The sequence below is a fragment of the Bradyrhizobium mercantei genome (genome assembly GCF_001982635.1).
Classification (GTDB): Bacteria; Pseudomonadota; Alphaproteobacteria; order Rhizobiales; family Xanthobacteraceae; genus Bradyrhizobium; species Bradyrhizobium mercantei.
Genome location: NZ_MKFI01000008.1, coordinates 274,383 through 301,082 on the forward strand (window position 1 = coordinate 274,383; position 26,700 = coordinate 301,082).

The window sequence follows — 26,700 nt, forward strand, 5'->3', positions numbered from 1 at the left end:
ACCGGTTTTCTCTCGCGACAAACGCCAAAGGCGTTTGCGCGGAGATCATGCTCAAACAAGGGGATCTTGGGTGACTTTCTTGGGTGACGGGCAAAACCCCTGCGCACTGGTCGTGATGGGCGTCTCCGGTTCGGGCAAGAGCACCATCGCCGACCGCCTCGCGATCAGGATCGGCTGGCGCTTCGAGGACGGCGACAGCTTTCATCCGCCGAGCAACGTCGCGAAAATGCATTCGGGCCAGCCGCTCACCGACGAGGATCGCTGGCCCTGGCTGCGGGCGATCGCCGCCGAGATCGACCGCAGCTGCGGCGTCAGCCAGCGTGCCGTCATCGCCTGCTCCGCGCTGAAGCGCGCCTATCGCGACATCCTGGTGCACGGCCGCGACGATATCCGCATCGTCTTCCTCGACGGCACGCAGGAGCTGATCGCGGCGCGGCTGGCCGCGCGCAGGGATCACTTCATGCCGCCGGGCCTGCTCACCAGCCAGTTCAAGACGCTGGAGCCGCCGACCCCGGACGAGCGCCCGATCACCGTTGCGATCGACCGTCCGGTCGACAGCATCATCGAAGACATTGTCAGTCAACTGAAGCTGGACCGCCCATGAACAGTATCCCGACCCGCATCGCCCTTGTCGTATCCGATGTCGACGGCACGCTGCTCACCAAGGACAAGACCCTGACCGACGGCGCCAGGGCTGCGGTGCGCAAGCTGCATGAAGCCGGCATCGGCTTCACCATCGTTTCCAGCCGCCCGACGATCGGAATGAGCTTCCTCGTCCCGCCACTCGCGATCAATCTGCCGATCGGCGCCTTCAACGGCTCCTCGATCGTCGATCCGCAGTTCAAGCCGATCGAGCAGCATTTGATCCCCGCTGCCGTGGCCAGGCGCTGCGTCGATCTGCTCCGCGATCGCGGCGTCGACATCTGGCTGTTCACCAATGACCGCTGGCTGACGCGGAATCCGGACGGCGAATACACCGCCCACGAGCAGCACACGATCAAGCACGATCCGACCATCATCGACGATTTCACGCCCTATCTCGACCAGGCCTGCAAGATCGTCGGCGCGAGCTCGGATGCGCCCCTGCTGCAACGCTGCGAAAAGGAGATGCAGCAGATGGTCGGCCACGATGCCACCGCGGTCCGCTCGCAGACCTACTATCTCGACGTCACCCCGCCCGGCCACGACAAGGGCACCTTCGTCGAAGGCATCGCGAAACGGCTTGGCGTGTCGCTCGAGAATGTCGCCACGATCGGCGACATGCAGAACGATCTGCCGATGTTCGCGAAGAGCGGCGTCTCGTTTGCGATGGGCAATGCCAGCGACGACGTGAAGGCGCGCGCCACCCATGTCACCGAGACCAACGAGCACGACGGTTTCGCGCGCGCGATGGACGTGGTGTTGCAGCTTCGCTGAAGCGTCCGGATCATCGCCCCCCGCGTCACCGAACGCGGGCCGCAACGTGATCCTCATTACAGTCCGCCACATCCGATCGCGTCACACTGAACATGTGATCGCGTCACGCTGATCGCGCGGCCAATTGCCGCTGATGATGCTGATCGCGCGACCGATCCGCGGTTCCACGCGACCTAGCGAAATACCGGTCTGTCGCCCCGCGATCGAGGAGTTCGAAAACCAACTGCTTCACATTCATTTGCTGTTGCTCGCATCCAGGAATTTTTCCTGAGGCAGCCGATCACATCAGTTCGGCGAGTCCGGCCCCGGATACGCCAATCTTTACTGGGAGTGCATTCATGGCCGTTACCGCCGACCTCGCCGCGGGAGTCCTCACCGTCCTCGGCGACGCCGCCGACAACCTCATCACCACGAGCCGGAATGCAGCCGGTGTCATCGCAGTCAACGGCGGGGCAGTTCCGATCACCGGCGGCCCCGCGACAACGGCCAACACCACAGCCATCAACATCCTCGGCCAGGACGGCAACGACACCGTCACGCTCGACGCAAGCCAGGGCGCGCTGCCGCCGGTCACGCTGGATGGAGGAACGGGCAACGACACCGCCGTGATCGACGGTGAGGACACCGGCGAGGTCTTCGTCATTGCAGCCAACGGCACTCACGTCAGCCTCAACCGGACCAGCCCCGATCCGTTCTCCGTCGACTTCAGCACGACGGAGAAGCTCGAGATTCACGCCGGCGGCGGTGACGACGTCATCACGGCCGGCAACGGACTGGCCGCGCTGATCTCGCTCACGCTCGATGGCGGCGATGGCAACGACACCATCACCGGCGGCGATGGCGACGACCTCCTGATCGGCGGCGCCGGCAACGACGTCGTCACCGGCGGACGCGGCGCCGATACCGCCCTGCTCGGCGACGGCGACGATACCTACATCTGGAATCCCGGCGACGGCAGCGACACGGTCGAGGGCGGAGCCGGCAACGATACGCTGCAGTTCAACGGCGCCAACATTGCCGAGAAGATCGACATCTCGGCCAACGGCTCCCGCGTACGCTTCACCCGTGATGTCGCCAACATCACGATGGACCTCAACGGCATCGAGAACATCAATTTCAAGGCGCTTGGAGGCGCCGACCAGGTCACCGTCAACGACCTCAGCGGCACCGACGTCAAGCACGTGACGATCGACCTGGAGGCCAGCGGAGGCGGCGGCGACGGCGCCGCGGACACGGTGACCGTCGACGGCACCAACAACGCGGACCAGATCACGGTTGCGCTTGTCGGCGCCAACGTCGTCGTGAGCGGCCTCACTGCCGACGTCACCATCATCGGGCAGGAAGGCGCCAATGATTCACTGGTGATCAATGCGTCAGGCGGCGACGACACCATCAACGCCTCCGCGCTCCCCGCGGGACAGCTCGCACTCACGATCGATGCCGGTGACGGCAACGATACGATCATCGGCAGCCAGGGCGCCGACCTCATTGTAGCCGGCGACGGCAATGACATCGTGACCGGCGGCCGCGGCGACGACACCGCCCTGCTCGGCGCCGGTGACGACACCTACATCTGGAATCCCGGTGACGGCAGCGACATTGTCGAAGGACAGGCCGGCACCGACACGCTGCTGTTCAACGGCGCCAATATCGGTGAGAAGTTCGATATCTCGGCCAACGGCTCCCGCGTCCGGCTGACCCGCGACGTCGCCAACATCACGATGGACCTCAATGGCGTCGAGAAGATCGATATTCACGCGCTCGGCGGCGCGGACACGATCACGGTCAACGACCTCACCGGCACCGACGCGCAACAGATTCTGATCGACCTGTCCGCCACGGGCGGCAACCCCGATGGCGCGCTCGACACGGTGATCGCCAACGGCACCGCGGCCGCCGACACCATCACCGTGACCCAGAACGGCAACGACATCCTGGTCAACGGCCTAGCCGCTGAGATCCTGGTGCACGGTCAGGACGCAACCGACGTGCTCCAGATCAACGGACAGGGCGGCGATGACCAGATCAACGCATCCGCTGTCGCGGCCGGATCGATCGCGCTCGCCATCAATGGCGGCGCCGGAAACGACGTCATCGTCGGCAGCGCCGGCAATGACACGGTGACCGGCGGGCAAGGCAACGACGTCGCGCTGCTCGGCGCCGGTGACGACACCTACATCTGGAATCCCGGCGACGGCAGCGACACGGTCGAAGGACAGGCGGGCACCGACACGCTGCAATTCAACGGCGCCAATATCGCCGAGAACATCGACATCTCGGCCAACGGCGCACGGGTGCGCTTTACCCGGGACGTCGCCAGCATCACGATGGACCTCAACGGCATCGAGAAGATCGCCTTCCATGCCCTTGGCGGCGCGGATCACGTCACCGTCCATGACCTGACCGGCACCGACGTCAAGCAGGTTCTGGTCGACCTCTCGGCGACCGCCGGCAGCGGCACCGGCGACGGCGCAGCCGATACCGTGACGGTTGAGGGCACAGGCGGGGTCGATCAGATCATGGTGACCCAAAGCGGCGGCACCATTCTGGTCGACGGCCTGCCTGCCGAGGTCGCGATCCTGGGACAGGAAGCCGCCAACGATGAGCTGACGATCGAGGGCTTCGGCGGCGCCGACGTCATCGACGCCTCCGGGCTCGGCGCCGCGTCGATCAAGCTCGTGATCGACGGCGGTGCGGGCGACGACGTCATCACCGGCAGCGCCGGCGATGACCAGATCATCCTGGGAGCCGGCGACGATACCTACGTCTTCAAGGCCGGCGGCGGATCCGACGTCGTCACCGACTTCATCGCCGGCGCGGGCACCGACGACAAGGTCGATCTCAGATCGTTCAAGGCAGCCGGCATTCACGATCTCGCGGCCGTGCTCGCGCTGGCCACGCAGGCCGGCACCGACACGGTCATCGATTTCGGCGGCGGCAACGTCCTGACGCTGGACAACGTAACCAAGACCGACCTCAGCGCCGACGATTTCATCTTCGGCGGACCAAGCGTGACCGCGGTGACCACCTCGGGTACCGGGATCACGGCCGGGTCCGGCGATTTGAATGCCGGTCATGTCGTGACCTTCACGGTGACGTTCGACGAGAACGTCACGGTCACCGGTCAACCGCATCTGCTGCTCAACGACGGCGGCATCGCGACGTTCGTGAGCGGCAGCGGCACCAACACGCTGAGCTACCAGTACACGGTCGCCGTCGGCGAAAACACGCCCGACCTCGCCATCATCGGTTCCGACCTCAATGGCGGCACCATGAAGGATGCGTTCAATCAGGACGCCGATCTTGCAGGCGCGATCGGCAATCCGGCCGGCACGCTACAGATCGACACCCTTGCGCCGCACGCGACCAGCGTTGCGGCAACGCCATCGGACGGACACGAAGCGGCGGGATCGCTCATCACGCTCACGCTCGGATTCGATGAGGCCGTCAATGTCACGGGCGCCCCGACGCTGGCGCTCAACGATGGCGGCATCGCGCAGTATGTCGGCGGCAGCGGCAGCAACACGCTGATCTATCAGTATACCGTTGGAGCCGGCGAGAACACCGCCGATCTCGCCGTGACGGCCGCCAACCTCAACGGCGGCACGATCAAGGACCAGGCCGGCAACGACGCCGACCTTGCCGGCGCGATCGGCAACCCTGCCGGCATCCTGCAGATCGACACGATCGCGCCCCATCTGGCCGACATCACCGCAACGCCCGCGAGCGGCACGCAGACCGCCGGGTCGCTCATTCAATTCACCCTCGACTTCGACGAGGCCGTTCAACTCGCGGGCGGATCGCCGACGCTCTCGCTGAACGACGGCGGCACCGCGACCTTCGATGCCGCGGCCACCGCCCTGCTCGGCGATGCCAGCAAGCTGGTGTTTGATCACATCGTGGCGGCCGGCGATCCGCCGACGTCGCCGCTGGCGATCACCGGCTTCAATGCAAACGGTGCCGTCGTGACCGACCTCGCCGGCAACCTCGCCGACCTCGACAATGTGTCGCAGACATTCGACGATCTCTTCATCAACGAGAAGACGCTGCCGGCGTTCACGCTCAATGGCTTCACGCGGCCGGAGCTGCACGTCAATGCGGGGGGACAGATCCTGCTCGATGACACGGCCTCGGCGTTCGCCGCCAAATTCGGCCTGGAGTACCTTTATCTCGGCGTGCCGCCGGGAACGCCATATCCGCCGGTCGACCTGTCCTGAGGGACCGGAGCGGGGACTGACAAACTGTTGATCGCTGCTTCAATCCCAATCTATCCCGGCAATGACGCCAAGAAACCAGCCACTGGAGAATGAGGCACCCAGCATCATGAGATTGGTCGTTGCGGAGAGTCCAAGCTTGTCTTGAACATGATCAAATCCGATCAGCACCAGCAGCGTACAAATCATGGCGCAGAGTGCGGGCCAAAGTGCCCGCCGCCGCGCTGCGAGCCGCTGGGCCGGGGCAGCCATCCGAGAGTTCCGTGACAGATTCCAGGATCGACGAAACGATACCTGGAAACTCAAGACGACCACGATCAGACAGGCGGCGAGGAAGTACATGAATGTAAACCTTCGTGCCTGAAGGTCTTATCGGCTCATTCCAAAGAAAGACTTGCCGAGCAGATCGAAGTTTATCGATTGCGATATTGGTTCCGTAACGGGACGCGCACGTAGTCTGCTGCTTTGCTATTTTCTGGCCTTCCTTGGGATTGTTAGTGTCGCCACTCGGAGCTTCTGCGCGCCTTGGCGCTTTCTCAAATCAGCAAACTCTTGCCGAAGCAGGTCCAAGACGGTTCTGACCTTGGGCAACTCCACCATACGCTTGTGGCAGATGATCGCGAGTTCCGCGCGTAGTGAGGTTGGAAGCGCAACCTCCAGCTCCACGAGTTCGCCGGGTCGTTTGAGCCGATGGGAGGTCTTCAGAAGGATCATCGCGCCGACACCGGCTTGGCAGGCGGCGACCTGCACGCTGTAATCGTCCGACGCAAAGGCGGGACGAAAATTCGGAATCCTGGCGGCGAACTCCGGATTGGGGCTCACCATCTCGAGCGCTCCGGCCCATGAGATCCAGTCGAGGTCTCGCAGATCATATTTCGCAGGCAATCTCCGTGCGTAGTCCCTGCTCGCGTAGGCGCCGATCGGAACGACAACTTCATCGACCGCGATGAGATCGGGATCATCCGAAGGATATCTCCTGAGCGCGATATCTGCTTCGCCGCGCGAGAGGTTCAGCCGTTCGGTGCTGGCGAGAACTTCGAGAGTGATCTGTGGATGTCCTCTCTTGAGCTTTTCCGCCATTGGAGCCAGGAAATCGAAGGCGAACGATGGTGCCGCCGTGATGCGCACGCGGCCGCTCACGGGCGAGTTCTTCGCATCGAGCGCGCGAGTGGCTTCAGTCGCCCATTGCGCCATGCCTTGGGCTGCCGGAAGCAGCCTTGCTCCGGTTTTCGTCAAGGCGATGCCCTGATTCTTGCGAACGAAAAGCGGCTCGCCGAGCGAGTACTCCATCTCTGCAATCCGCCGGCTCAGAGTGGGTTGGCTAGCCTTGAGGTGACGCGCCGCTGCGCTCAGACTCCCGGCATCGGCTACGGCGAGAAATATCCGCAAGTCGTCCCATTGAAGGTCCAAATTCGCTCTCCTTGGCTCGTGGCCGGCCATTCATTTATGTATGGCCATATAGGAATTTAGACGATTGCTATTCTCACTGTCCACGGCAAAAAGCGGCAGCAGAAATGAGGAAGATCATGCTCCGTAAGTTAGGACAGTGTTTCATTGGTTCGCTTGCCGTCATCGCGCTTTCCGCATGCGCACAGACGTCCCATCCATCGACGTCTGCCAGCCTCGGCAAACCGGTCAGCGCGTCGGCTATGGAGGCGTTGATTGACAAGCCGGGACCGATTGAGGTCAAGACGGTCGCCAGTGCAGATTGGGTCGCCGATCTGTCCGGGCTGATCAATCTGAAGGACCCCCAAGCCATTCAGGCGGGGCTCAAGGATCACGAGGAGCTGATCCAGATCTACACACATCTCGTGCGGCATCCGACGCAGGGATTCTATATGGTCGATACCGGCGTCTCGAAGCAGTTTGTCGCGGACCCCAAGAGCTTGGGAGTTGGATGGGTGGTGCGCAACTTCGCCAAGCTCGACAAGATGCAAGTCCGGGAAGACACCTTATCGGCCATCAAGTCGGAAGCGGCTCCCCTCAAAGGGGTGCTCATGACCCATCTTCATCTCGATCACATCTCCGGGATGTCAGACATCCCAAAGAATGTGCCGTTCTATACAGGTCCCGGAGAAGCTGCGGAAAAGAAGATCGAGAACTTCTTTGTCGAGGGGATGGAAGATGCCTTCTTTGAAGGCAGACCCGCGATTCAAGAGTTTCAGTTCACCAAGGATCCGGATGGGAAGTTCGAAGGCGTGATCGACGTCTTCGGTGACGGCTCGTTGTTTGCAATCCTGACCCCCGGACATACTGCTGGCCATGTCTCGTATCTTGCCCGCACTCCGTCCGGTCCAGTGCTCCTCACTGGCGACGCTTGCCATACCCGCTGGGGCTGGGAGCACGGTGTCGAACCCGGCAGCTATACATACGACCGGGACGACGAGCGGAAGAGTCTGCTCGCGTTGAAGGCCCTGAGTGAACGTCACCCGCAGATGATTGTGAGGTTAGGTCATCAGCCTTGAGTGCTTACATGTCGCGAGCCACGCACAAACATCCGCAAATGGCCCATCGCGACATGCTGCGCTGCCGTACGAACTGCGTCGCTATGGAAGCAAAGCGACGTAGCCAACGAGCGACGATTTCGGAATATTGGAAATGTACCCCTGAGTTGCCCGACGTGTCAAGCTCCTGTCGAGCGCCGGCAGCCGCCGGCTCCTTTGCATGGGGTTGTTTTCGATATTTTGGTCCCCGCGCGTCAGGTCGACCGCTGCACCGCCGGCTTCTCGGCGTCGGCCCGGGCGGCGCTGAGATTGTGCGCGGTGTTGATCAAGGCGATATGGGTCAGCGCCTGCGGGAAGTTGCCGGTCTGCCGGCCGGCGCCGGAATCGAACTCCTCCGCCAGCAGGCCGAGATCATTGGCGACCGCCACCACGCGATCGAACATGGCCTGCGCCTTGTCGACGTCTCCCGCCAGCACGTGGGCGTCGGCGAGCCACAGGCTGCAAGCCAGGAACGCGCCCTCGATCGGCTGGACTTCATCGGAGACCTCGCGGGGATCGTGCCGCAGCACGAAGCCGTCGCGCATCAGGTGCCGCTCGACCGCGTCGATCGTGCCGCGGATGCGCGGATCGTCCGGCGGCAGGAAGCCGACCGACGGCAACAGCAGCAGGCTGGCGTCGAGCAGTTTTGAGCCATAGCTCTCGACGAAGCTGTTGAGGCCGGGATCGAAGCCCCGTTGGCAGACATCGCGATGGATCGCCTCGCGCAGCACCCGCCATTTGACCAGCGGTCCCTTGAAACCGAACCGCTCGGCGCTCTTGATGGCGCGGTCGAAGGCGACCCAGCACATCACCTTGGAGAACACATAGTGCTGCGGCTCGCCGCGGAGCTCCCAGATGCCGTGGTCGGGCTGGTCCCAGACATCGGCGAGATGACTGACGACGGTGCACTCGAGCGACCAGTTCTCCTCGTCGAGCTTCAGCCTGGCCATGCGGGACTGATGGAAGGCGTCGATCAGTTCGCCATAGACGTCGAGCTGAAGCTGCGCATGCGCCGCATTGCCAATTCGCACCGGCTGCGCCCCTTCATAGCCGGACAGCCATCCGGCCTCCCATTCCAAGAGGCGCCGCTGGCCCAGGATGCCGTACATGATCTGCATGTTGGCAGGCGCGCCGGCCGCGGCCCGCAGCAGCCAATTGTGCCAGGCCGCCGCTTCCTCGGTGTAGCCCGAATTCATCAGCGCCAGCAGCGTGAAGGTGGCGTCGCGCAGCCAGCAGAACCGGTAATCCCAGTTGCGCGCGCCGCCGAGTTTTTCCGGCAATGACGTGGTCGGCGCCGCAACGATGCCGCCGGTCGGCCTGAAGGTCAGCGCCTTCAGCGTGATCAGCGAGCGCATCACGAGGTCGCGTTGCACGCTGCCGTCATAGGTCGAGCGGCTGCACCATCCCCTCCAGTAGTCCTCGGTGTCCCTGAGCGCCGCCTCGGGATCGATCGGCTGCGGGACCGGCTGAAAGGATGCGCCATAGGTCAGGACGAACGGCACGGTGTCGCCCTCGCCGACCTCGAAATCGGCGATCGTGGTCAGGTCCTTGCCGCGGGTCTCGATCGGCGTGCGCAGCACGGTCATGTCCTGCCCTGAGATCGCCAGCAGCCCCTCGCCGTCCGGATTCTTCTTCACCCAGGGCACATCGACACCGAGGCCGAAGCGGATCACCAGCTCCATGTGCATCTTGACGCGGCCGCTGATGCCGCGAACGAGGCGGACCACGTCGGAGGCGTTGCCGCGCGGCGGCATGAAATCGATCAGAGCGACCACGCCGCCGTCGGTCTCGAACCGTGTCTCCAGGATCAGCGTATCGTCCCGATAGCGGCGCGAGCTCTGCTTGATCGCCTCGGCGGGCGCCAGCAGCCAGCGGCCATTCTTCGAGGTGCCGAGCAGCGCCGCGAAGCAGGCGTCGGAATCGAACGCCGGCCAGCACAGCCAGTCGATCGAGCCGTCGCGGCCGACCAGCGCCGTGGTCTCGCAATCACCGATCAGTCCATAGTCTTCGATCCGAGAGGCCACGCGCCGTGCTCCGCGTTGTCAGGCATGCGAGCGCTCGCGGGTTGCGCGCTTGAGCGCGTCGACATCGATCGCCGACGACAAATGCTCGATCGAGACCGGGAGCCGCCGTTTCCAGTTCGGATGCTCATAGACGGTGCCGGGGATGTTCGGCTGGTCGACGATGCCGAGCAGATCCTCCATCGAGACCGCCATCATCCGCGATCGCGTCCGCGCCATGAAGCTCACCACCGAATAGAAATCATTGTGGTGGATGTCGTTCCGGCGCAGCACGTCGTCGAGCTGGCCGAGCGCATGCCAGCGGCCTTCGTCGGTCTCGCCGGGATCAATCCCGAGCGCACGCTTGGTCTTGAGGTCGCTGAACGAGCGCCAGCCGGCATACGTCGAGAGGTCGTGGGTGTTGAAGGTGACCAACGCGTTCGGCAGATAGTAGTCGGCGTTGCGGAAGGCGCCGTGGTCGTCGGTCTCGAACATCATCACGAGATAGGACCAGATGCCCCAGCCGTTCATCTGCTCGCGGAACCCTGGCGGCACGGTGCCGAGGTCCTCGCCGATCACGACGCAGCGGCTGGCTGCGCTCTCCTGCGCGGTCGCCGCCAGCAGCGCCTCGAACGGCATCAGAACATAGGCGCCATTGGCCGGGCCAAAGCCGCGCGGCACGAGATAAAGCCGCTTCAGCCCGAAGGCATGGTCGAGCCTGATCGCGCCGGCATGGTGCATCGCGGCCCGCAGCATCTGCCTGAACGGCTCGAACAAGCGCTGTTCGAGGCCCGCGGCGTTGAAGCCGGCAAGTCCCCAGTCCTGGCCCGCGGTGTTGAGCGGGTCCGGCGGCGCGCCGACGCCGAGATGCCGCGAGATTGCGGTCTGCTCATTCCAGGCGTCGAAGCCATCCGACTGCACGCCGACCGCGACATCGAGATAGAGCCCGACCCGCATGCCGAGCTGATGCGCGAGCGCCTGGCAGGCGCCGAGCTGGCGATCCGCGGTCCATTGCACGAATTCGACGAACTCGACTTCGGCGGCGGTGTCGCGCGCCCGGTGCAGTTTCGCGCAAGCCGTATCGTCGGGCTGCCGCCAGTCGTCCGGCCATTCCCACCACGGCGCGTTGATCCTGTGCCGCATCGTCTCGAAGCAGGCGAAACGCGACAGCAGCGTGCCCTGCTCCTTGCGATAGGCCTCGAAATCCTGCCAGCGGCCGAGACCGGGATTGGCCTTGAAGGCGGCGAAGGCCGCACGCAGCGCCGGCCATTTCAGCGCCGCGACGCCGACATAGTCGACCATGTCGTTGCTGCGCAGATGCGCCAGCGCGGCCTGCGTCTGCGCATCGATGCGATATTCGGGAATCTTCTCGACGTCGATATAGAGCGCGTTGAGGAACAGCCGGCTGTTCGGCGAGTACGGGCTGCAATCGCCCGGCCGGTCGTCGAACAGCGCATGCAGCGGATTGAGCCCGATGCCGTCGGCACCGAGCCGATGGGCGAATTCGAGCAGGCCCTGCAGGTCGGTGAAGTCGCCGATGCCCCAATTGCGCGCGGACCGTACGCCGTAGAGCTGGACCGCGATCACCCAGCAGCGGTCGAACGTGCCGCCGAACGCGCCTTCCGGTGCCACCAGGAGCGGCAGCTCCTCGCTGCCCGCTGCGTCGGATAGCTGCAACCGGTGCACGCCTTCGGGTAGACCGGACGGCCAGGTCACATTCCGCTCATGCGCCTCGCCTTGCGCGAGCACGGCGGTGCCGCTGGTGACCTTCCATTGCACCGGAAGCCGGGCTGCCTCCGCGAGCTGCGTTTGCCCGCCACGGCCGCCACGCATGACCACCGGATCGGCGACGATCCGCCGCGGCGTCTGGGGCGGCAGCGCGGCGAGGATCGCCGTCAGCGCCTCGGGGGTTGTCACACGGCGGTGACCGCTCCCATCGATATACTCGGTCTGGATTCCCAGGGTCTGGGCTTTGGCGTAAAGGTCCATTCGGCACGCTGCCTGCTCGCAACGGTATTGGGATCGTTGCTAAATTGTACAGATACGGGAAAGGGATAGTTGATGTTCAACGCTCTACCCTATCCGGCGTTCCCACCGGGAACCATTGCCCGGCGAGCGGCTTTCTATATGGGTCTGGCGCGCCTCCTTCCCGGCGCCGGGACGTCATTTGCATTTTCAATGGCGGCATCACCGTGAACAAAACCCTCCGGCCTGTCGAGAGTGCCCATGGCACTTTTCATATCACCGATGTCTACCCGTCGGTCGATGGCGGCCGCTTTCCGGTCAAGCGTATCGCCGGCGAACCGGTCGAGGTCTGGGCCGACATCTACCGCGACGGACATGACGTGATCTCAGCCGCATTGGCGTGGCGGCATGAGGGCGACGGCGAGTGGCAGTTCGCGCCGATGACGCTGCACAGCGACGACCGCTGGGGTGGCGCCTTCGTGCCCGACCGGCCCGGCCGCTACAGCTTCGCGATCGAGGCCTGGACCGACGAATTCGCCAGCTGGCGGCATCGCTTCGAGCAGAAGCAGCGCGACGGCTCTGACCACACGCTGGATGCGGTCGAGGGCGCGGGTATGCTGACCCAGGCGCAGGCCGGGGGACCTGCCGCAGCCGCCGTGATCATCCGGCAATGCGAACTCTTTCTGCAGACCGGCGAGCCGGGCGCGCTGCTCGCACCGGAATTGCGGAACGCGATGGCCGGCAGCCAGTTTCGCCGCGACCTGCTGCGATCGCAGCTCTATCCCCTGACCGCCGACCGGCCGCGGGCGCGCAGCGGCGCGTGGTACCAGATGTTTCCGCGCAGCCAAGGCAAGACGCCGGGCGTTCATGCGACGTTCATCGACTGCATCGCGCGGCTTCCGGATATCGCCGCGATGGGCTTCGACGTCGTGCTGCTGGCGCCGATCCACCCGATCGGCCAAACGCATCGCAAGGGTCGCAATAATGCCGCGATTGCGCAATCGGGCAATCCCGGCAGCCCGTATGCGATCGGCGCGGCCGAGGGCGGCCACGACGCCGTGCATCCCGAGCTCGGCACACGCGACGACTTCCGCGCTTTTGTTGCGGCATGCCAGTCGCACGGCATGGAGGTCGCGCTCGATTTCGCCGTACAGTGCTCGCCGGATCATCCCTGGCTGACCGGGCATCCCGAGTGGTTCAAGCGGCGTCCGGATGGATCGATGCGCACCGCGGAACAGCCGCCGCAGCGCTGGAACGACGTCGTCAATCCGGATTTTGGTTCCGAGGATGCCGCTGCGCTGTGGCGCGCGCTGCGCGACGTCGTGCTGTTCTGGGTCGAACAGGGCGTCAAGATCTTCCGGGTCGACAATCCGCACACCAAGCCGCTGGCATTCTGGGAGTGGCTGATCCGCGAGGTGCAGGAGCGCGACGCGGACGTGCTGTTCCTGTCGGAAGCCTTCGCGCGGCCGAAACTGATGAAGGGGCTCGCCAAGCTCGGCTTCACGCAGTCCTACAGCTACTTCACCTGGCGGACGCAGCGTTTCGAGCTCGAACAGTATCTCGGCGAGTTGATCTCCTATCCCGAGCGTGACTTCTTTCGGCCGAATTTCTTCGTCAACACACCCGATATCCTGCCCTTCCACCTGCAAAGCGGCGAATCCTGGATGTTCAAGTCGCGTGTCGCGCTGGCCGCGACGCTCTCAAGCAGCTACGGCATCTATAGCGGCTTCGAATTGCGCGAGCACACGCCGGTGCCCGGCCGCGAGGAACATCTCAACTCAGAGAAGTATGAGATCAGGGTTCGCGACTGGGACGAGCCCGGGAACATCAAGCCCTATATCGCGGCGCTCAACCTGATCCGGCGCGGCAATCCGGCCCTGCAACAATTCGCCAATCTGCGCTTTATCAATGTCGATGACGGCGGCGTGATCGGCTACATCAAGGAGGCGGTCGAGCAAGGCAATGTGATCGCGGCCGCGATTGCATTGTCGCCCGAACCGCGTGAGGTCTGGCTGCCGCTCCGCGACGTCATGGTCGGCCATGGCGAGGTCCGCCGCGCGGCCACGGCCGTCGAAGACCTGGTCACCGGCGAGCGCCATGCGCTCGAACAGGGAGGCATTCGCCTGCATCTCGATCCTGCGCGCGATCCCGCGTTGCTGTTGCGCTGTGTCGCCTGAAGGAGCCGTCATGAACGTTTTCTCCTCCGTCAATACCGAGCCGAAGGTGGCGACCGAGACCGCGGACCAGCTGTGGTACAAGGACGCGATCATCTACCAGCTGCACGTCAAGGCGTTCGCCGACAGCAACAATGACGGCATCGGCGACTTCACGGGGCTGACGGAAAAGCTCGGCTATCTACAGGAACTCGGCGTCACCGCGCTGTGGCTGCTGCCGTTCTATCCCTCGCCCGGCCGCGACGACGGCTACGACATCGGCGACTATGGCGACATCAATCCCGATTTCGGGACGATGAAGGACTTCAAGCGCTTCATCCAGGAAGCCAAGAAGCGCGGCCTGCGGGTCATCACCGAGCTCGTCGTCAACCACACCTCGGATCAGCATGCCTGGTTCAAGCGCGCCCGCCGCAGCCCGCCGAATTCGAGCGCGCGCAGCTGGTACGTCTGGAGCGACACCGACCAGAAATACCTCGATACGCGGATCATCTTTACCGATACCGAAAAGTCCAACTGGACCTGGGATCCGGAAGCCGGCCAGTTCTACTGGCATCGCTTCTTCTCGCACCAGCCGGACCTGAACTTCGACAATCCGCGCGTGGTGCGCGCCATCGTGCAGGTGATGAAGCGCTGGCTCGACACCGGCGTCGACGGCTTCCGGCTCGACGCGATTCCCTATCTCTGCGAGCGCGACGGCACCAACAACGAGAACCTGCCGGAGACGCACGCCATCATCAAGCGGCTGCGCCAGGAGCTCGACACCTATGCCAAGGGCAAGATCCTGCTGGCCGAGGCCAATCAATGGCCGGAGGACGTGCAGGAATATTTCGGCCATGGCGACGAATGCCACATGGCCTATCACTTCCCGCTGATGCCGCGCATCTACATGGCGATCGCGCAGGAAGACCGCTTCCCGATCACCGACATCCTCAGGCAGACGCCGGACATCCCGGCGGCGTGCCAATGGGCGCTGTTCCTGCGCAATCACGACGAGCTGACCCTGGAGATGGTCACCGACGTCGAACGCGACTATCTGTGGTCGACCTACGCCAACGACCCGCGCGCCCGCATCAATGTCGGCATCCGCCGCCGGCTTGCGCCGCTGATGGACAATGACCGGCGCAAGATCGAGCTGATGAACTCGCTCTTGCTGTCGTTCCCCGGCACGCCGATCATCTATTACGGCGACGAGATCGGCATGGGCGACAACATCTATCTCGGCGACCGCAACGGCGTGCGGACCCCTATGCAATGGTCGCCGGACCGCAACGGCGGCTTCTCGCGCGCAGACCCCGCGCGGCTCTATGCGCCGATGATCATGGACCCGGTCTACGGCTACGAATCGGTCAATGTCGAGGCGCAGTCGCGCAGCCTGTCCTCGCTGCTCTCGGCGACCAAGCGGCTGATCGCGGTGCGCAAATCGACGCTCGCGTTCGGGCGCGGCACCATGACCTTCATCCGCCCCGAGAACCGCTCGGTGCTCGCCTATGTGCGCCAGTACCAGGGCGAGGCGATCCTGTGCGTCGCCAATCTGTCGCGCTCGGCGCAGGCCACCGAGCTCGACCTCTCCGCCTTCAAGGACCGCATCCCGCTCGAGATGCTCGGGCGCACGCGCTTCCCGGCGATCGGCGAGCTGCCCTACATGATCACGCTGGCGCCGTACGGCTTCTACTGGTTCCAGCTGCAGGAACGCGACAAGTCCGAGCCGGTGAAGCCGCGCGCGGTACCGGAGTTCGAGACCCTGGTGGTGCCGCTGAATTCGACCTGGACATCGCTGGCGCGGGAGCGCGGCGTGTTCGAGCACGACGTGCTGCCCGGCCATCTCTCCCGGTCGCGCTGGTACCCGGAGCATTCCGCCAAGGCGATCCAGCCGACGCTGGTGTCCGCGATCCCGTTCTGCGACGTCGGTGACAACCGCCCCTGGCTGATCTTCTTCGAAACCACGGAGCGCGGCACCACCAGCCGCTACGTGCTGCCGATGCAGATCGAATGGGTGCGCTTCGACCGCGAGCGCTACAACCCCCGCGCCTTCGCTGCCGTGCGCCAGGGCGCGCGCGAGGGCACGCTGCTCGACGTCGCCACCGACCAGATCTTCACCGGCCTGTTCCTGCGCAATCTGCGGGAAAACCTCACCGTCGACGAAGGCGAGCAGGGCCTCAAGCTCGAATTCCGCCCGACCAGCCGCTTCTCCGACCGGCCGGTGCGGCAGCCCGAGCGTATTCGCGTGTTCGAGAACGATCAGCCGCACTCGACCGCGCTGGTCGACAATGAATATGTCACCAAGATCTACCGCAAGCTCGAGGTCGGCATCAATCCAGAGATCGAGATGGGCCGCTTCCTCACCGAGGTGGTCGACTTCCCGAACACCCCGGCGCTGCTCGGCACCTCTGAACTGGTCGAGGGCGACAAGCGCAGCGCCATCGCCGTGCTGCATGCAATGGTCGTCAACCAGGGCGACCTCTGGAACGTCGCCGCCTCGCATCTCGACCGCCTCGTCGAACGGCAACGTCTGCTCGCAGTGAGCGAGCACCCGGCAGAGAACGGCGATCATGCGACCTATCTGCGCCACATGTCGCATGCCGGAAAGCGTCTCGCCGAGCTGCACATCGCGCTCGCCAGCAACCGGGATCTGCCCGACTTCGCGCCCGAGCCGACCAAGCCCGAGGATTTGCAGCGCTGGATCGACGAGATCATGGCGCGCGCCGAGCGCGTGTTCGACACGCTGAAGCAGCGGCGCGGCTCCCTCAAGGAGGCCGAGCGGCTGCTGGCCGATCAGTTGCAGGCCCAGCACGACACGCTGCCGGACCGGCTCAAGGCCCTGCTGCCGCGCGAGAGCGACGGGTTCAACATCCGCCACCATGGCGACCTGCATCTCGGCCAGCTGCTGGTGGTCAAGGACGACGTCTTCATCATCGATTTCGACGGCGGGCCCGGCCGCACCATCGCCGAGCGCCGCCGCAAGGCACCGGCGGCGCGCGACGTCGCCGGCCTGATCCGCTCGATCGACTATGCGGCAACCGCCGCGCTGGAACGGACGCTCAAGGTCGCTCCCGACGAAAGCGGCAGGCTAAGCCTCGCCGTGGCCGAATGGCGCGACCAGGCCGCGGACACCCTGCTGGCGGCCTATCGCGAGACCATGGCCGGCCAGCGCCTGTGGCCTGCCGACGCCAAGGCGGCCGATCGCCTGCTCAACTTTTTCGTACTTGAGAAAGCCTTCTACGAGATCGAGTATGAGCTGGCCAACCGGCCGGATTGGCTCCGGGTGCCGCTGACCGGCTTGTTAAGGATTTTGGCGCAACAGCCGCATGAGGTTGCATGAGCAAACTGCCTGCCGAAGCCTATGCCATCATCGAGGGCCGCCACTCCGATCCCTTCCATTATCTCGGGCTTCACACCGAGGGGGATCGCAACGTGGTGCGCGCCTTCCTGCCCGATGCCGCCAATGTCGAGGCGATCGGCGAGCATGGCGAGACGGCACCGCTCGCGCGCATCCATGATTCCGGCCTGTTCGCAGGTCCCTTGCCGAACGGCTCGACGCGCTACCAGCTTCGCGCCCGCTTCGGCGACAATGTCGTCGAGCTCGAGGATGCCTACCGCTTTCCGCCGATCCTGAGCGATTTCGATCTCTATCTGCTCGGCGAAGGCACGCATCAGCGCGTCTACGATACGCTCGGCGCGCATCCGATGACGCTCGACGGCGTCGACGGCATTGGCTTCGTGGTGCTGGCTCCGAATGCGCGGCGGGTCAGCGTGGTCGGCGACTTCAATTTCTGGGACGGCCGCCGCCACCCGATGCGCGTCCGCGGCCCCGGCTATTGGGAGCTGTTCATCCCGCGGGCACGCGTCGGCGACCACTACAAGTTCGAGATCATCGGACGCAACGGCCAGCATCTGCCGCTGAAGTCCGATCCCTTGGCGTTCGCCGCGGAGGTGCGCCCGAAGACCGCCTCGATCGTGATCGACGAGCGCAAGATCCCGCATCCGCGCCCGGCGCCCGATCGCGTCAACGCGCTGAGCTCGCCGATGTCGATCTACGAGGTCCATCTCGGGTCGTGGCGGCGCAAGGGCCGCAACGAGTGGCTGACCTATCGCGAGATGGCGGAGCAGCTTCCCGCCTATGCCAGCGACATGGGTTTCACCCATCTCGAATTCCTGCCGATATCGGAGCACCCGTTCGACGGCTCCTGGGGCTACCAGCCGACCGGCATGTTCGCGCCGACCAGCCGGTTCGGCTCGCCGGATGATTTCGCCGCGCTGATCGACGCCTGCCACGGCGCAGGCCTTGCCGTGCTGCTCGACTGGGTGCCCGGGCACTTCCCCGACGATCCGCACGGCCTCGGCAATTTCGACGGCACTGCGCTCTACGAGCACGCCAATCCGTTGCAGGGCCGTCACCTCGACTGGGGCACGCTGATCTACAATTATGGGCGCACCGAGGTCACCAACTTCCTGGTGTCGAACGCGCTGTTCTGGCTCGACCGCTACGGCATCGACGGGCTGCGCGTCGATGCCGTCGCCTCCATGCTCTATCTCGACTACAGCCGTCCAGCCGGCGGCTGGATCCCGAACAAATATGGCGGCCGCGAGAACATCGAGGCGATCGACTTCCTGCGCCGCTTCAACACCGAGCTGTTCGCGCACTTCCCGCAGGCGACGACGGCGGCGGAAGAATCCACCGCGTGGCCGCAGGTGTCGCGTCCGGTCGAATATGGCGGGCTCGGCTTCGGCTACAAGTGGAACATGGGCTGGATGCACGACACGCTGAAATACATCGGCAAGGATCCGATCCACCGCAAATTCCATCACGGCGACATCCTGTTCGGCCTGCACTACGCTTTCTCGGAGAACTTCATCCTGCCGCTGTCCCACGACGAGGTCGTGCACGGCAAGCGCTCGATCCTCGGCCGCATGCCCGGCGACGACTGGCAGCGCTTCGCGAACCTGCGCGCCTATTACAGCTTCATGTTCGGCCACCCCGGCAAGAAGCTGATGTTCATGGGCTGCGAGTTCGGCCAGGAGCGCGAGTGGAATCACGACTACTCGATCGACTGGCATCTGCTGCAACAGCCGAGGCACAGCGGCATCCAGAATCTGGTCCGCGATCTCAATCGGCTGTATCGCGCGCTGCCGGCGCTGCATGAGCTGGACTGCGACCAGGCCGGCTTCGAATGGGTCATCACCGACGACGCCAACAACAATTTGTTCGCCTGGATCCGCAAGGGCAATGCCGAGCGCGCCCGCTGCCTCGTGGTTCTGAACTTCTCGCCCAACGTCTATCGCAACTATCGCGTCCGGGTGCCGTTCGCGGGCAAGTGGCACGAGGTGTTCAACTCGGATTCGGCGCATTACGGCGGCACCAATGTCGGCAATGTCGGCGAGGTGCGCGCATCGGAGGGTGCCGCGCCGGAACTGAGCCTGACGATCCCGCCGCTGGCTGCGATCTTCCTCGTACCGGAAAGCTGATTCATGCGACTGACCGGGGGAACCTCCGCACGGCTCGGTGCAAGCTGGGACGGCAGAGGCACCAACTTTGCGCTGTTCTCGGCGAATGCGGAGAAGGTGGAGCTGTGCCTGTTCGACGGCCAGGGCCGCCGCGAGCTCGAGCGGATCGAGATGCCGGAGCGCACCGAGGACGTCTGGCACTGCTACCTCAACGACGTCTCGCCGGGCCAGCTCTACGGCTATCGCGTCTACGGGCCCTACGCGCCGGAGCGCGGCCACCGTTTCAACGCCAACAAGCTCCTGCTCGATCCCTACGCCAAGCGGCTCGCCGGCCGGCTGGTGTGGAGCGATGCGCACTTTGCCTATCGCACCGGCAGCGCGCGCGAGGATCTCTCGTTCGACCGGCGCGACAATGCCCGCGGCATGCCGAAGGCGGTCGTGGTCGACGAGAGCTTCAACTGGGGCCGCCGCGAGATCCGCCCGCATATTCCCTGGGCAGACACCATCATCTACGAGGCCCACGTCAAGGGCCTGACGCAGAAGCGCGAGGACGTGCCGCCGAATTTGCGCGGCACCTATGGTGGCCTGTCATCGCCGGCAATGATCGACCACCTCAAGCGACTCGGCGTCACCACCATCGAGCTGCTGCCAATCCACGGCCTGATCGACGACCGTGTCCTGGTCGAGAAGAAACTCGCCAATTACTGGGGCTACAACACCATCGCCTTCTTCGCGCCGGAAGCACGCTACGCCCAGGACAATGTGCTCGACTCGTTTCGCACAACAGTCGCGCGGCTGCACGATGCCGGCATCGAGGTGCTGCTCGACGTGGTCTACAACCACACCGCCGAGGGCAACCATATGGGCCCGACGCTGTGCTTCCGCGGCATCGATAATGCTTCCTATTACTGGCTGAACCGCGAGAACCCGCGCTTCTACGACGACTTCACCGGCTGCGGCAGCTCGGTCAACCTCACCCATCCGCGCGTGTTGCAGATGGTGATGGATTCGCTGCGCTACTGGGTCGAGGTCTGCCATGTCGACGGCTTCCGCTTCGATCTCGCAACGACCCTGGCGCGCGGACCGAATGGGTTCGATCGCAACCATCCCTTCCTCACCGCGATCCGCCAGGACCCGGTGCTGGCGACCGCCAAGATGGTCGCTGAGCCCTGGGATCTCGGTCTCGGCGGCTACCAGGTCGGCGCCTTTCCGTCGCAATGGTCGGAGTGGAATGACCGCTATCGCAGCGCGATGCGGCGCTACTGGAGCGGCGAAGGCAGCCTGATCGGTGACATCTCCGGCCGCATGACCGCCTCCTCGGACCTGTTTCACCACGACAACCGCGCCACCCGCGCCAGCGTCAACCACATCACGGTGCATGACGGCTTCACGCTCGCCGACCTCTTCAGCTACAACGAGAAGCACAACGAGGCCAATGGCGAGGACAATCGCGACGGCTCCAACGACAATCACAGCAACAATTGCGGCCACGAAGGCCCGACCGACGACCCTGCGATCATCGCGCTGCGCCGCCAGCTCAGAAAGAACGCACTGGCCTGCCTGCTGCTCGCCCAGGGCACGCCGCTGATCCTCGCCGGCGACGAGGTCGCCAACACGCAAGGAGGCAACAACAACGCCTATTGCCAGGACAATGAGACCGGCTGGATCGGCTGGGAGAATCTCGGCACCGATGACGACGCCATCGACTTCATCAGCCACCTCACCGCGTTGCGCCAGCGCTTCGGCCAGATCCGCTGCCAGAGCTGGCTCGACGGCCGCCGTACCGATGGCAGCTACGGCGTGCTGTGGCTGACGCCGGCGGCGGAGGAGATGAAGGAATCCGACTGGAAATTCCCGGAGAGCCGGTTTCTCGCCTATGTGCTGGGGCCGATGGAACCAGGACAAGCGCCGGTCTTTATCGTGCTCAATGCCGCGCCGCAGGAGATCGTGTTCAGGATGCCGAGGATGGCGGAATACAAGAGCTGGCAGCAGGTCTTGAACACAACCAAAGCGCAGCAGACGGCCGAGCAATTCGCATCCGGCGCAGACACCACGGCACCGCCGCGCTCGGTGCTGGCATTTGCAGGCTCCGCATGACCGCGCAGCATTTCGGCCCCGAGCTGACACCCGATGGCGCGCGCTTCCGGCTCTGGGCGCCGGCAGCGAAGCGGGTCGACCTGCTGCTCGACAAGCCACATCCGCTCACGCGCGATGCCGCCGGCTGGTACGTCGGCGAGATCGCGGGCGCACGCGCCGGCACGCGCTATAAATTCCGCATCGATGACGAAGTCGACGTTCCCGATCCGGCCTCCGCCTTCCAGCCGGACGACGTGTTCGGCCCGAGCGAGGTGATCGATCACACCGCCTTCAAATGGCGCGCGACCGACTGGCGCGGCCGTCCCTGGCACGAGGCCGTCATTCTCGAAGCCCATGTCGGCACCTTCACGCCCGAGGGCACCTATCGTGCCATGATCGACAAGCTCGATCATCTGGTCGCAACCGGGATCACCGCGCTCGAACTGATGCCGCTCGCGGACTTCGCGGGCCGCCGCAACTGGGGCTATGACGGCGTGCTGTGGTACGCGCCCGATAGCGCCTACGGCCGCCCCGAAGACCTCAAGACCCTGATCGACGAGGCGCATCTGCGCGGGCTGATGGTGATGCTCGACGTGGTCTATAATCATTTCGGCCCCGAAGGGAATTATCTCGGCCGCTATGCACCCTCCTTCTTCAGCGACAAGCATACGCCGTGGGGCAGCGCGATCGATTATCGCGTGCCCGAGGTGCGCGAGTTTGCGATCGGAAGCGTGGTGAGCTGGCTGCGCGACTATCGCTTCGACGGGCTGCGCTTCGATGCCGTCAACACCATCGTCGAGGCCGGCGAGATCTTCGTGATCCACGATTTCAGCAAGGCCGCCGGCAGGCTTGCCACCGAGACCGGCCGCCAGATCAACCTCGTGCTCGAGAACGGCGACAACATCGCAAGCCTGCTCGATGCCGCCGCGGACCCGCCACACGGCAAGTTCCGCGGCCAGTGGAATGACGATTATCACCACGCCTGGCACGTGTTGCTGACCGGCGAGACCCAGGGCTATTACGGCGACTACCGGGCGCCGAAGCAGGACCTCGCCCGCGCGCTGTCGTCGGGCTACATCTACCAGGGCGAAGTCTCGGAGTTCTGGGGCGGCAAGGCCCGCGGCGAGCCGAGCGGCATGCTGTCGCCGACCTGCTTCATCAACTTCCTGCAAAACCACGACCAGATCGGCAACCGGCCGCTCGGCGACCGGCTCGAGAGCATCGCAAAGCCTGAGGCGATCGAGGCGGCGCTGGCGGTGACGCTGATCGCGCCGACCACGCCGATGCTGTTCATGGGCGAGGAATGGGGCGCGACGACGCCGTTCCCGTTCTTCTGCGATTTCAAGGGCGACCTCGCCAACGCGGTCCGTGCCGGACGGCGCAAGGAGTTCGCCTGGGCCTACGCCAAATATGGCGACGACATTCCCGATCCGCTTGCCGAGGAGACCGTGCGGTCGGCCGTGCTCGACTGGGCGGCGCTCGGCCATGATCCCGCCCGCGCGCGGCTTGCGCTGGTGCGCGACCTGCTCGCGGTGCGGCGGCGCGAGATCACGCCGCGGCTCCCAGGGGCGCGCTTCGGCGGCGACGGAGTCACGGGCGATCTCCTGACCGCGCATTGGCAGATGGGAGACGGCCGCACGCTGTGGCTGACGCTCAATCTGTCGGATCGGGACATCGCCGGCGTGGCCGAACCGAAGGGAACTGCGATCTGGGGCGGCGCGTTGTCGAGCGACCTGCCCGGCTGGGCGGTGCGCTGGCACATCGGATAGCACAATGCCTCCGGCGATCCCGATCGCGACATACCGACTGCAACTCACTGCCGATTTCGACTTCGATGCCGCAGCCCACGTGGCGCCCTATCTGAAGGCGCTCGGCATCAGCCACGTCTATGCATCGCCGTTCATGAAGGCGCGCCAGGGCTCGACCCACGGCTATGACGTCGTCGACCACACCAAGTTCAATCCGGAGCTCGGCGGTGAGGAAGGCTTTGCGCGGTTCAGCGAGGCACTGAAGCGGAACGATCTCGGGCTGATCCTGGACTTCGTGCCGAACCATGTCGGCGTGCATTTTGCCGATAATCCGTGGTGGCTCGATGTACTGGAATGGGGACCGGTGTCGCCGCACGCGGCCTCCTTCGACATCGACTGGGACCAGCTGCCCTATCGCGCGCGCGGCGGCGTGCTGCTGCCGATCCTCGGCTCATCCTATGGCCAGGCGCTGGAGCGCGGCGACATCGAGCTGCGCTACGACGCAAACGAAGGCAGCTTCTCCGCCTGGTATTTCGAGCACCGCCTGCCGATCGCGCCGGAGCGCTATGGCGAGGTGCTGCGGACCATTGTCCGCGAAGCTGGTGCCGAAGACAGTCCCGCCGGACGCGCGATGCTCGAACTCGCCGCGCGCTACCGCGGGCTGCGGCATCCGAACCGCCTGGAGGCGCCGACGCTGAAGGCGGCGATCAAGGCAATCGAGGGCGGCGCCGGGATCATCGCGCGCGGGCTAGACGCCTATCGCGCCGGTGAGGACCGGCCGACCCAGATATTGGCGCTGCATCACCTGCTGGAGCGCCAGCACTACAAGCTCGGCCATTGGCGGCTGGCCTCCAGCGACATCAACTATCGCCGCTTCTTCGACGTCAACACGCTGGCCGGCCTCAGGGTCGAGGATGCCGCCACCTTCGAGGCAAGCCACAGCCTCGTGAAGCGGCTGATCGCGGAGGACCGGCTGCAGGGCCTGCGGCTCGACCATATCGACGGCCTGCGCGATCCCGCGCAGTATTTCCAACGGCTGCGCCGCCTGATCCGCACAGCGCAGGGCGCCACGGCGAGGCCGTTCTACATGGTGATCGAGAAGATCCTCGGCGAGGACGAGAGACTGACGAAATTTGCCGGCGTTCACGGCACCACCGGCTATGAATGGATGAACACGATCAGCCAGGTGCTGGTCGATCGCAGCGGCCTCGATCCGCTGAGCGAGATCTGGCGCCAGATCAGCAACCAGTCGCCGAATTTGACGCCGGTGCTGCGCGAAGCCAAGCGCCGCGTGCTGGAGACCTTGCTGACCAGCGAATTCACCGTGCTGGCGCGGCTCGTCGCGCGCATCGCCAGCGGGCATTATTCGAGCCGCGACTTCTCCGCCGATAGCCTGCGACAGGCGCTCGAGCTTTATGTGCTGCACTTCCCGGTCTACCGCACCTATCTCACCGCCTCCGGCCCGACCGCGCACGACCGCGCGCTGATCGGCGAGACCATCGAGCGCGCCCGCGCCGACTGGTTCGCCGCCGACGAAGGCATCTTCGACTTCCTGCGCGACGCCCTGACCATGGACCTCCTGAAGCCCGGCCGGCCGCCGCACAGCGCGCCGCGGGTGCGGCGCTTCGCACTGAAGGTGCAGCAGTTCACCGGGCCGATGATGGCGAAGTCGCTCGAGGACACCACCTTCTATCGCTATCACCGCCTGCTCGCGCTCAACGAGGTCGGCGGCGATCCGGCGGCCAGCGCGATCGCGCCCGAGACCTTCCACGCCATGATGCAGGCCCGCGCCCGCGACTGGCCGCACGGCATGACCGCGACCGCAACCCACGACACCAAGCGCGGCGAGGACGCCCGCGCCCGCATCATGGCGCTTGCCGAAATTCCCGGCGAATGGACCAGCGCGGTGGCACGCTGGAAAGTGCTGAACGCGCCGCATCTGGTGCTCGACGGCGAGATGCGCGCGCCATCGGCGACGTTCGAATACATGCTCTATCAGGCCCTGCTCGGCGCCTGGGATCCGGACGATCCGTCGCTGGTCGCCCGCATCCAGGCCTATGCGCTGAAGGCGGCGCGCGAGGGCAAGCAGGAGACCAGTTGGCTCAATCCGCACGAGCCTTACGAGGCGGGCGTGAAAACCTTCATCGAGCGGATCCTCGATCGCAATACATCGTCCGAATTTCTCGGTGCGCTGGAGACGCTGGCACAACGCACCGCGCTGATCGGCGCGTTGAACTCGCTCAGCCAGATCACGCTGAAGGCGACGATGCCGGGCGTGCCGGATTTCTACCAGGGCACCGAAAGCTGGGATCTCTCGCTGGTCGACCCCGATAACCGCCGCCCGGTCGACTTTGCCGAGCGCGCGGACACGCTTGCGACGCTCAAGACGCCCGACTGGGGCACGCTGGCGCAGAGTTGGCAAGATGGCCGCCTGAAGTTCGCGTGGACCCGATATCTGCTGCGGCTGCGCAACGAGATGGCCGACGTGTTCACCAGCGGCGACTACGAACCGCTCGCGATCAGTGGGCAGCATCGCGATCATGCCATCGCCTTCGCAAGGCGTCATGGCCGCGAGGCGACCATCGTCGCGGTAGCGAAATCATTTGCGCCGTTCACGCAAGGCGGCAGGCAGTGGCCACGCCCGGAAGCCTTTGAAGGCGAGATCGACCTGGCGGGATATGCCCTCCCGGGCGGCCAAAAGAACGTTCAGCTCTCCACGCTGTTTGCCAGCCTGCCCGTCGCCGTGCTGAAGGCGAAGCCCTCAACCGGAGCGAAGCACGCCTCAAGGCGAGCGCGCGCCCACAGCTAGCGCCGCCTGTCAGCGCTTGGTCAGCAGCAACTGCCCGCGCTTCTGGATGACGGCCTGCGCGACCTCGGCGAAGCGTTGCAGCAGCCAGGGCAGCGTCACCTCGACCCGCACAAGGCTATGCTCGACATCGACATGTCCGGAGGCAACCTGCCCCAGCGCGCGGACGCGGAAGCTCATGCGATTATCGTCCCAGCGCTCTTCCTCGACGCTCAGCATCGGTACGTTCGCCGTTGCGCGCGACAAGCCCGTCTTCAGTCGACGCATGGCCTCATCGCGGCCGAGGCTATGGGGAATCGAAACGATCAGCGGAGCCGACATCGCAGAGCACTCCTCCATGGATTCCGTTGATGTAGTTCTGTTCCTACGCAAACGG

Annotated in this window: 15 protein-coding genes; 10 read left to right on the forward strand and 5 right to left on the reverse strand. The window is 64.8% G+C overall.

Annotated elements, in window-relative coordinates; translation table 11 throughout:
* Positions 1-115: 115 nt before the first annotated feature.
* The 3 genes from BI327_RS34125 (at position 116) to BI327_RS34135 (ending at position 5,633) form a co-directional block, all read left to right on the forward strand.
* Positions 116-604, forward strand: a complete 489-nt coding sequence (locus tag BI327_RS34125; RefSeq protein ID WP_076865756.1) for a gluconokinase — start codon at positions 116-118, stop codon at positions 602-604.
* Complete coding sequence (locus tag BI327_RS34130) at positions 601-1,416, forward strand: Cof-type HAD-IIB family hydrolase (RefSeq protein ID WP_076865757.1); 816 nt, start codon at positions 601-603, stop codon at positions 1,414-1,416. The genes BI327_RS34125 and BI327_RS34130 overlap by 4 nt, the downstream gene beginning before the upstream one ends.
* A 338-nt stretch (positions 1,417-1,754) precedes the next feature.
* Positions 1,755-5,633 carry a beta strand repeat-containing protein gene (locus BI327_RS34135; RefSeq protein ID WP_076865758.1) on the forward strand — a complete coding sequence of 1,293 codons (3,879 nt, stop codon included), beginning with the start codon at positions 1,755-1,757 and terminating at the stop codon, positions 5,631-5,633.
* Between the two features lie 39 nt (positions 5,634-5,672).
* On the opposite strand, the gene BI327_RS34140 is transcribed toward BI327_RS34135, so the two are convergent.
* Complete coding sequence (locus BI327_RS34140) at positions 5,673-5,972, reverse strand: hypothetical protein (RefSeq protein WP_076865759.1); 300 nt, start codon at positions 5,970-5,972, stop codon at positions 5,673-5,675.
* A gap of 126 nt (positions 5,973-6,098) precedes the next feature.
* Positions 6,099-7,040, reverse strand: a complete 942-nt coding sequence (locus BI327_RS34145; protein ID WP_076865898.1) for a LysR family transcriptional regulator — start codon at positions 7,038-7,040, stop codon at positions 6,099-6,101.
* Between the two features lie 104 nt (positions 7,041-7,144).
* Here BI327_RS34145 and BI327_RS34150 point away from each other — a divergent pair, with 104 nt between their 5' ends.
* On the forward strand, positions 7,145-8,095 hold the full coding sequence (locus BI327_RS34150) for an MBL fold metallo-hydrolase (protein ID WP_245335015.1): 951 nt from the start codon (positions 7,145-7,147) through the stop codon (positions 8,093-8,095).
* 233 nt (positions 8,096-8,328) lie between these two features.
* Here BI327_RS34150 and BI327_RS34155 read toward each other — a convergent pair whose 3' ends face one another.
* Both BI327_RS34155 and malQ read right to left on the reverse strand, forming a co-directional pair.
* The gene (locus BI327_RS34155; RefSeq protein ID WP_076865760.1) at positions 8,329-10,137 is read right to left on the reverse strand and encodes a glycoside hydrolase family 15 protein; all 1,809 of its coding nucleotides are present in this window, start codon (positions 10,135-10,137) and stop codon (positions 8,329-8,331) included.
* 18 nt (positions 10,138-10,155) lie between these two features.
* Entirely contained in the window at positions 10,156-12,102 is a 1,947-nt protein-coding gene (malQ, locus tag BI327_RS34160; RefSeq protein ID WP_076865761.1) for a 4-alpha-glucanotransferase, read from the reverse strand.
* 203 nt (positions 12,103-12,305) lie between these two features.
* Between malQ and BI327_RS34165 the strand changes: the two genes are divergently transcribed.
* The 6 genes from BI327_RS34165 to treY are packed head-to-tail and all read left to right on the forward strand — an operon-like array spanning position 12,306 to position 26,327.
* Positions 12,306-14,255 carry an alpha-1,4-glucan--maltose-1-phosphate maltosyltransferase gene (locus BI327_RS34165; protein WP_076865762.1) on the forward strand — a complete coding sequence of 650 codons (1,950 nt, stop codon included), beginning with the start codon at positions 12,306-12,308 and terminating at the stop codon, positions 14,253-14,255.
* A 10-nt stretch (positions 14,256-14,265) separates the two neighbouring features.
* Positions 14,266-17,571, forward strand: coding sequence for a maltose alpha-D-glucosyltransferase (treS, locus tag BI327_RS34170; protein ID WP_076865900.1), 3,306 nt, complete (start codon positions 14,266-14,268; stop codon positions 17,569-17,571).
* On the forward strand, positions 17,568-19,715 hold the full coding sequence (glgB, locus tag BI327_RS34175) for a 1,4-alpha-glucan branching protein GlgB (RefSeq protein ID WP_076865763.1): 2,148 nt from the start codon (positions 17,568-17,570) through the stop codon (positions 19,713-19,715). Before treS ends, glgB begins: the two co-directional genes overlap by 4 nt.
* Before the next feature lie 3 nt (positions 19,716-19,718).
* Entirely contained in the window at positions 19,719-21,791 is a 2,073-nt protein-coding gene (gene glgX / locus BI327_RS34180; RefSeq protein WP_076865764.1) for a glycogen debranching protein GlgX, read from the forward strand.
* Positions 21,788-23,539: a malto-oligosyltrehalose trehalohydrolase gene (gene treZ, locus BI327_RS34185; RefSeq protein ID WP_076865765.1), complete on the forward strand. Its 1,752-nt coding sequence runs from the start codon at positions 21,788-21,790 to the stop codon at positions 23,537-23,539. The genes glgX and treZ overlap by 4 nt, the downstream gene beginning before the upstream one ends.
* Positions 23,540-23,543: 4 nt before the next feature.
* Positions 23,544-26,327: a malto-oligosyltrehalose synthase gene (treY, locus tag BI327_RS34190; protein WP_076865766.1), complete on the forward strand. Its 2,784-nt coding sequence runs from the start codon at positions 23,544-23,546 to the stop codon at positions 26,325-26,327.
* A 9-nt stretch (positions 26,328-26,336) separates the two neighbouring features.
* Here the strand turns inward: treY and BI327_RS34195 are convergent, their stop codons facing one another.
* Positions 26,337-26,645: a polyhydroxyalkanoic acid system family protein gene (locus BI327_RS34195; protein WP_076865767.1), complete on the reverse strand. Its 309-nt coding sequence runs from the start codon at positions 26,643-26,645 to the stop codon at positions 26,337-26,339.
* Positions 26,646-26,700 lie beyond the last annotated feature (55 nt).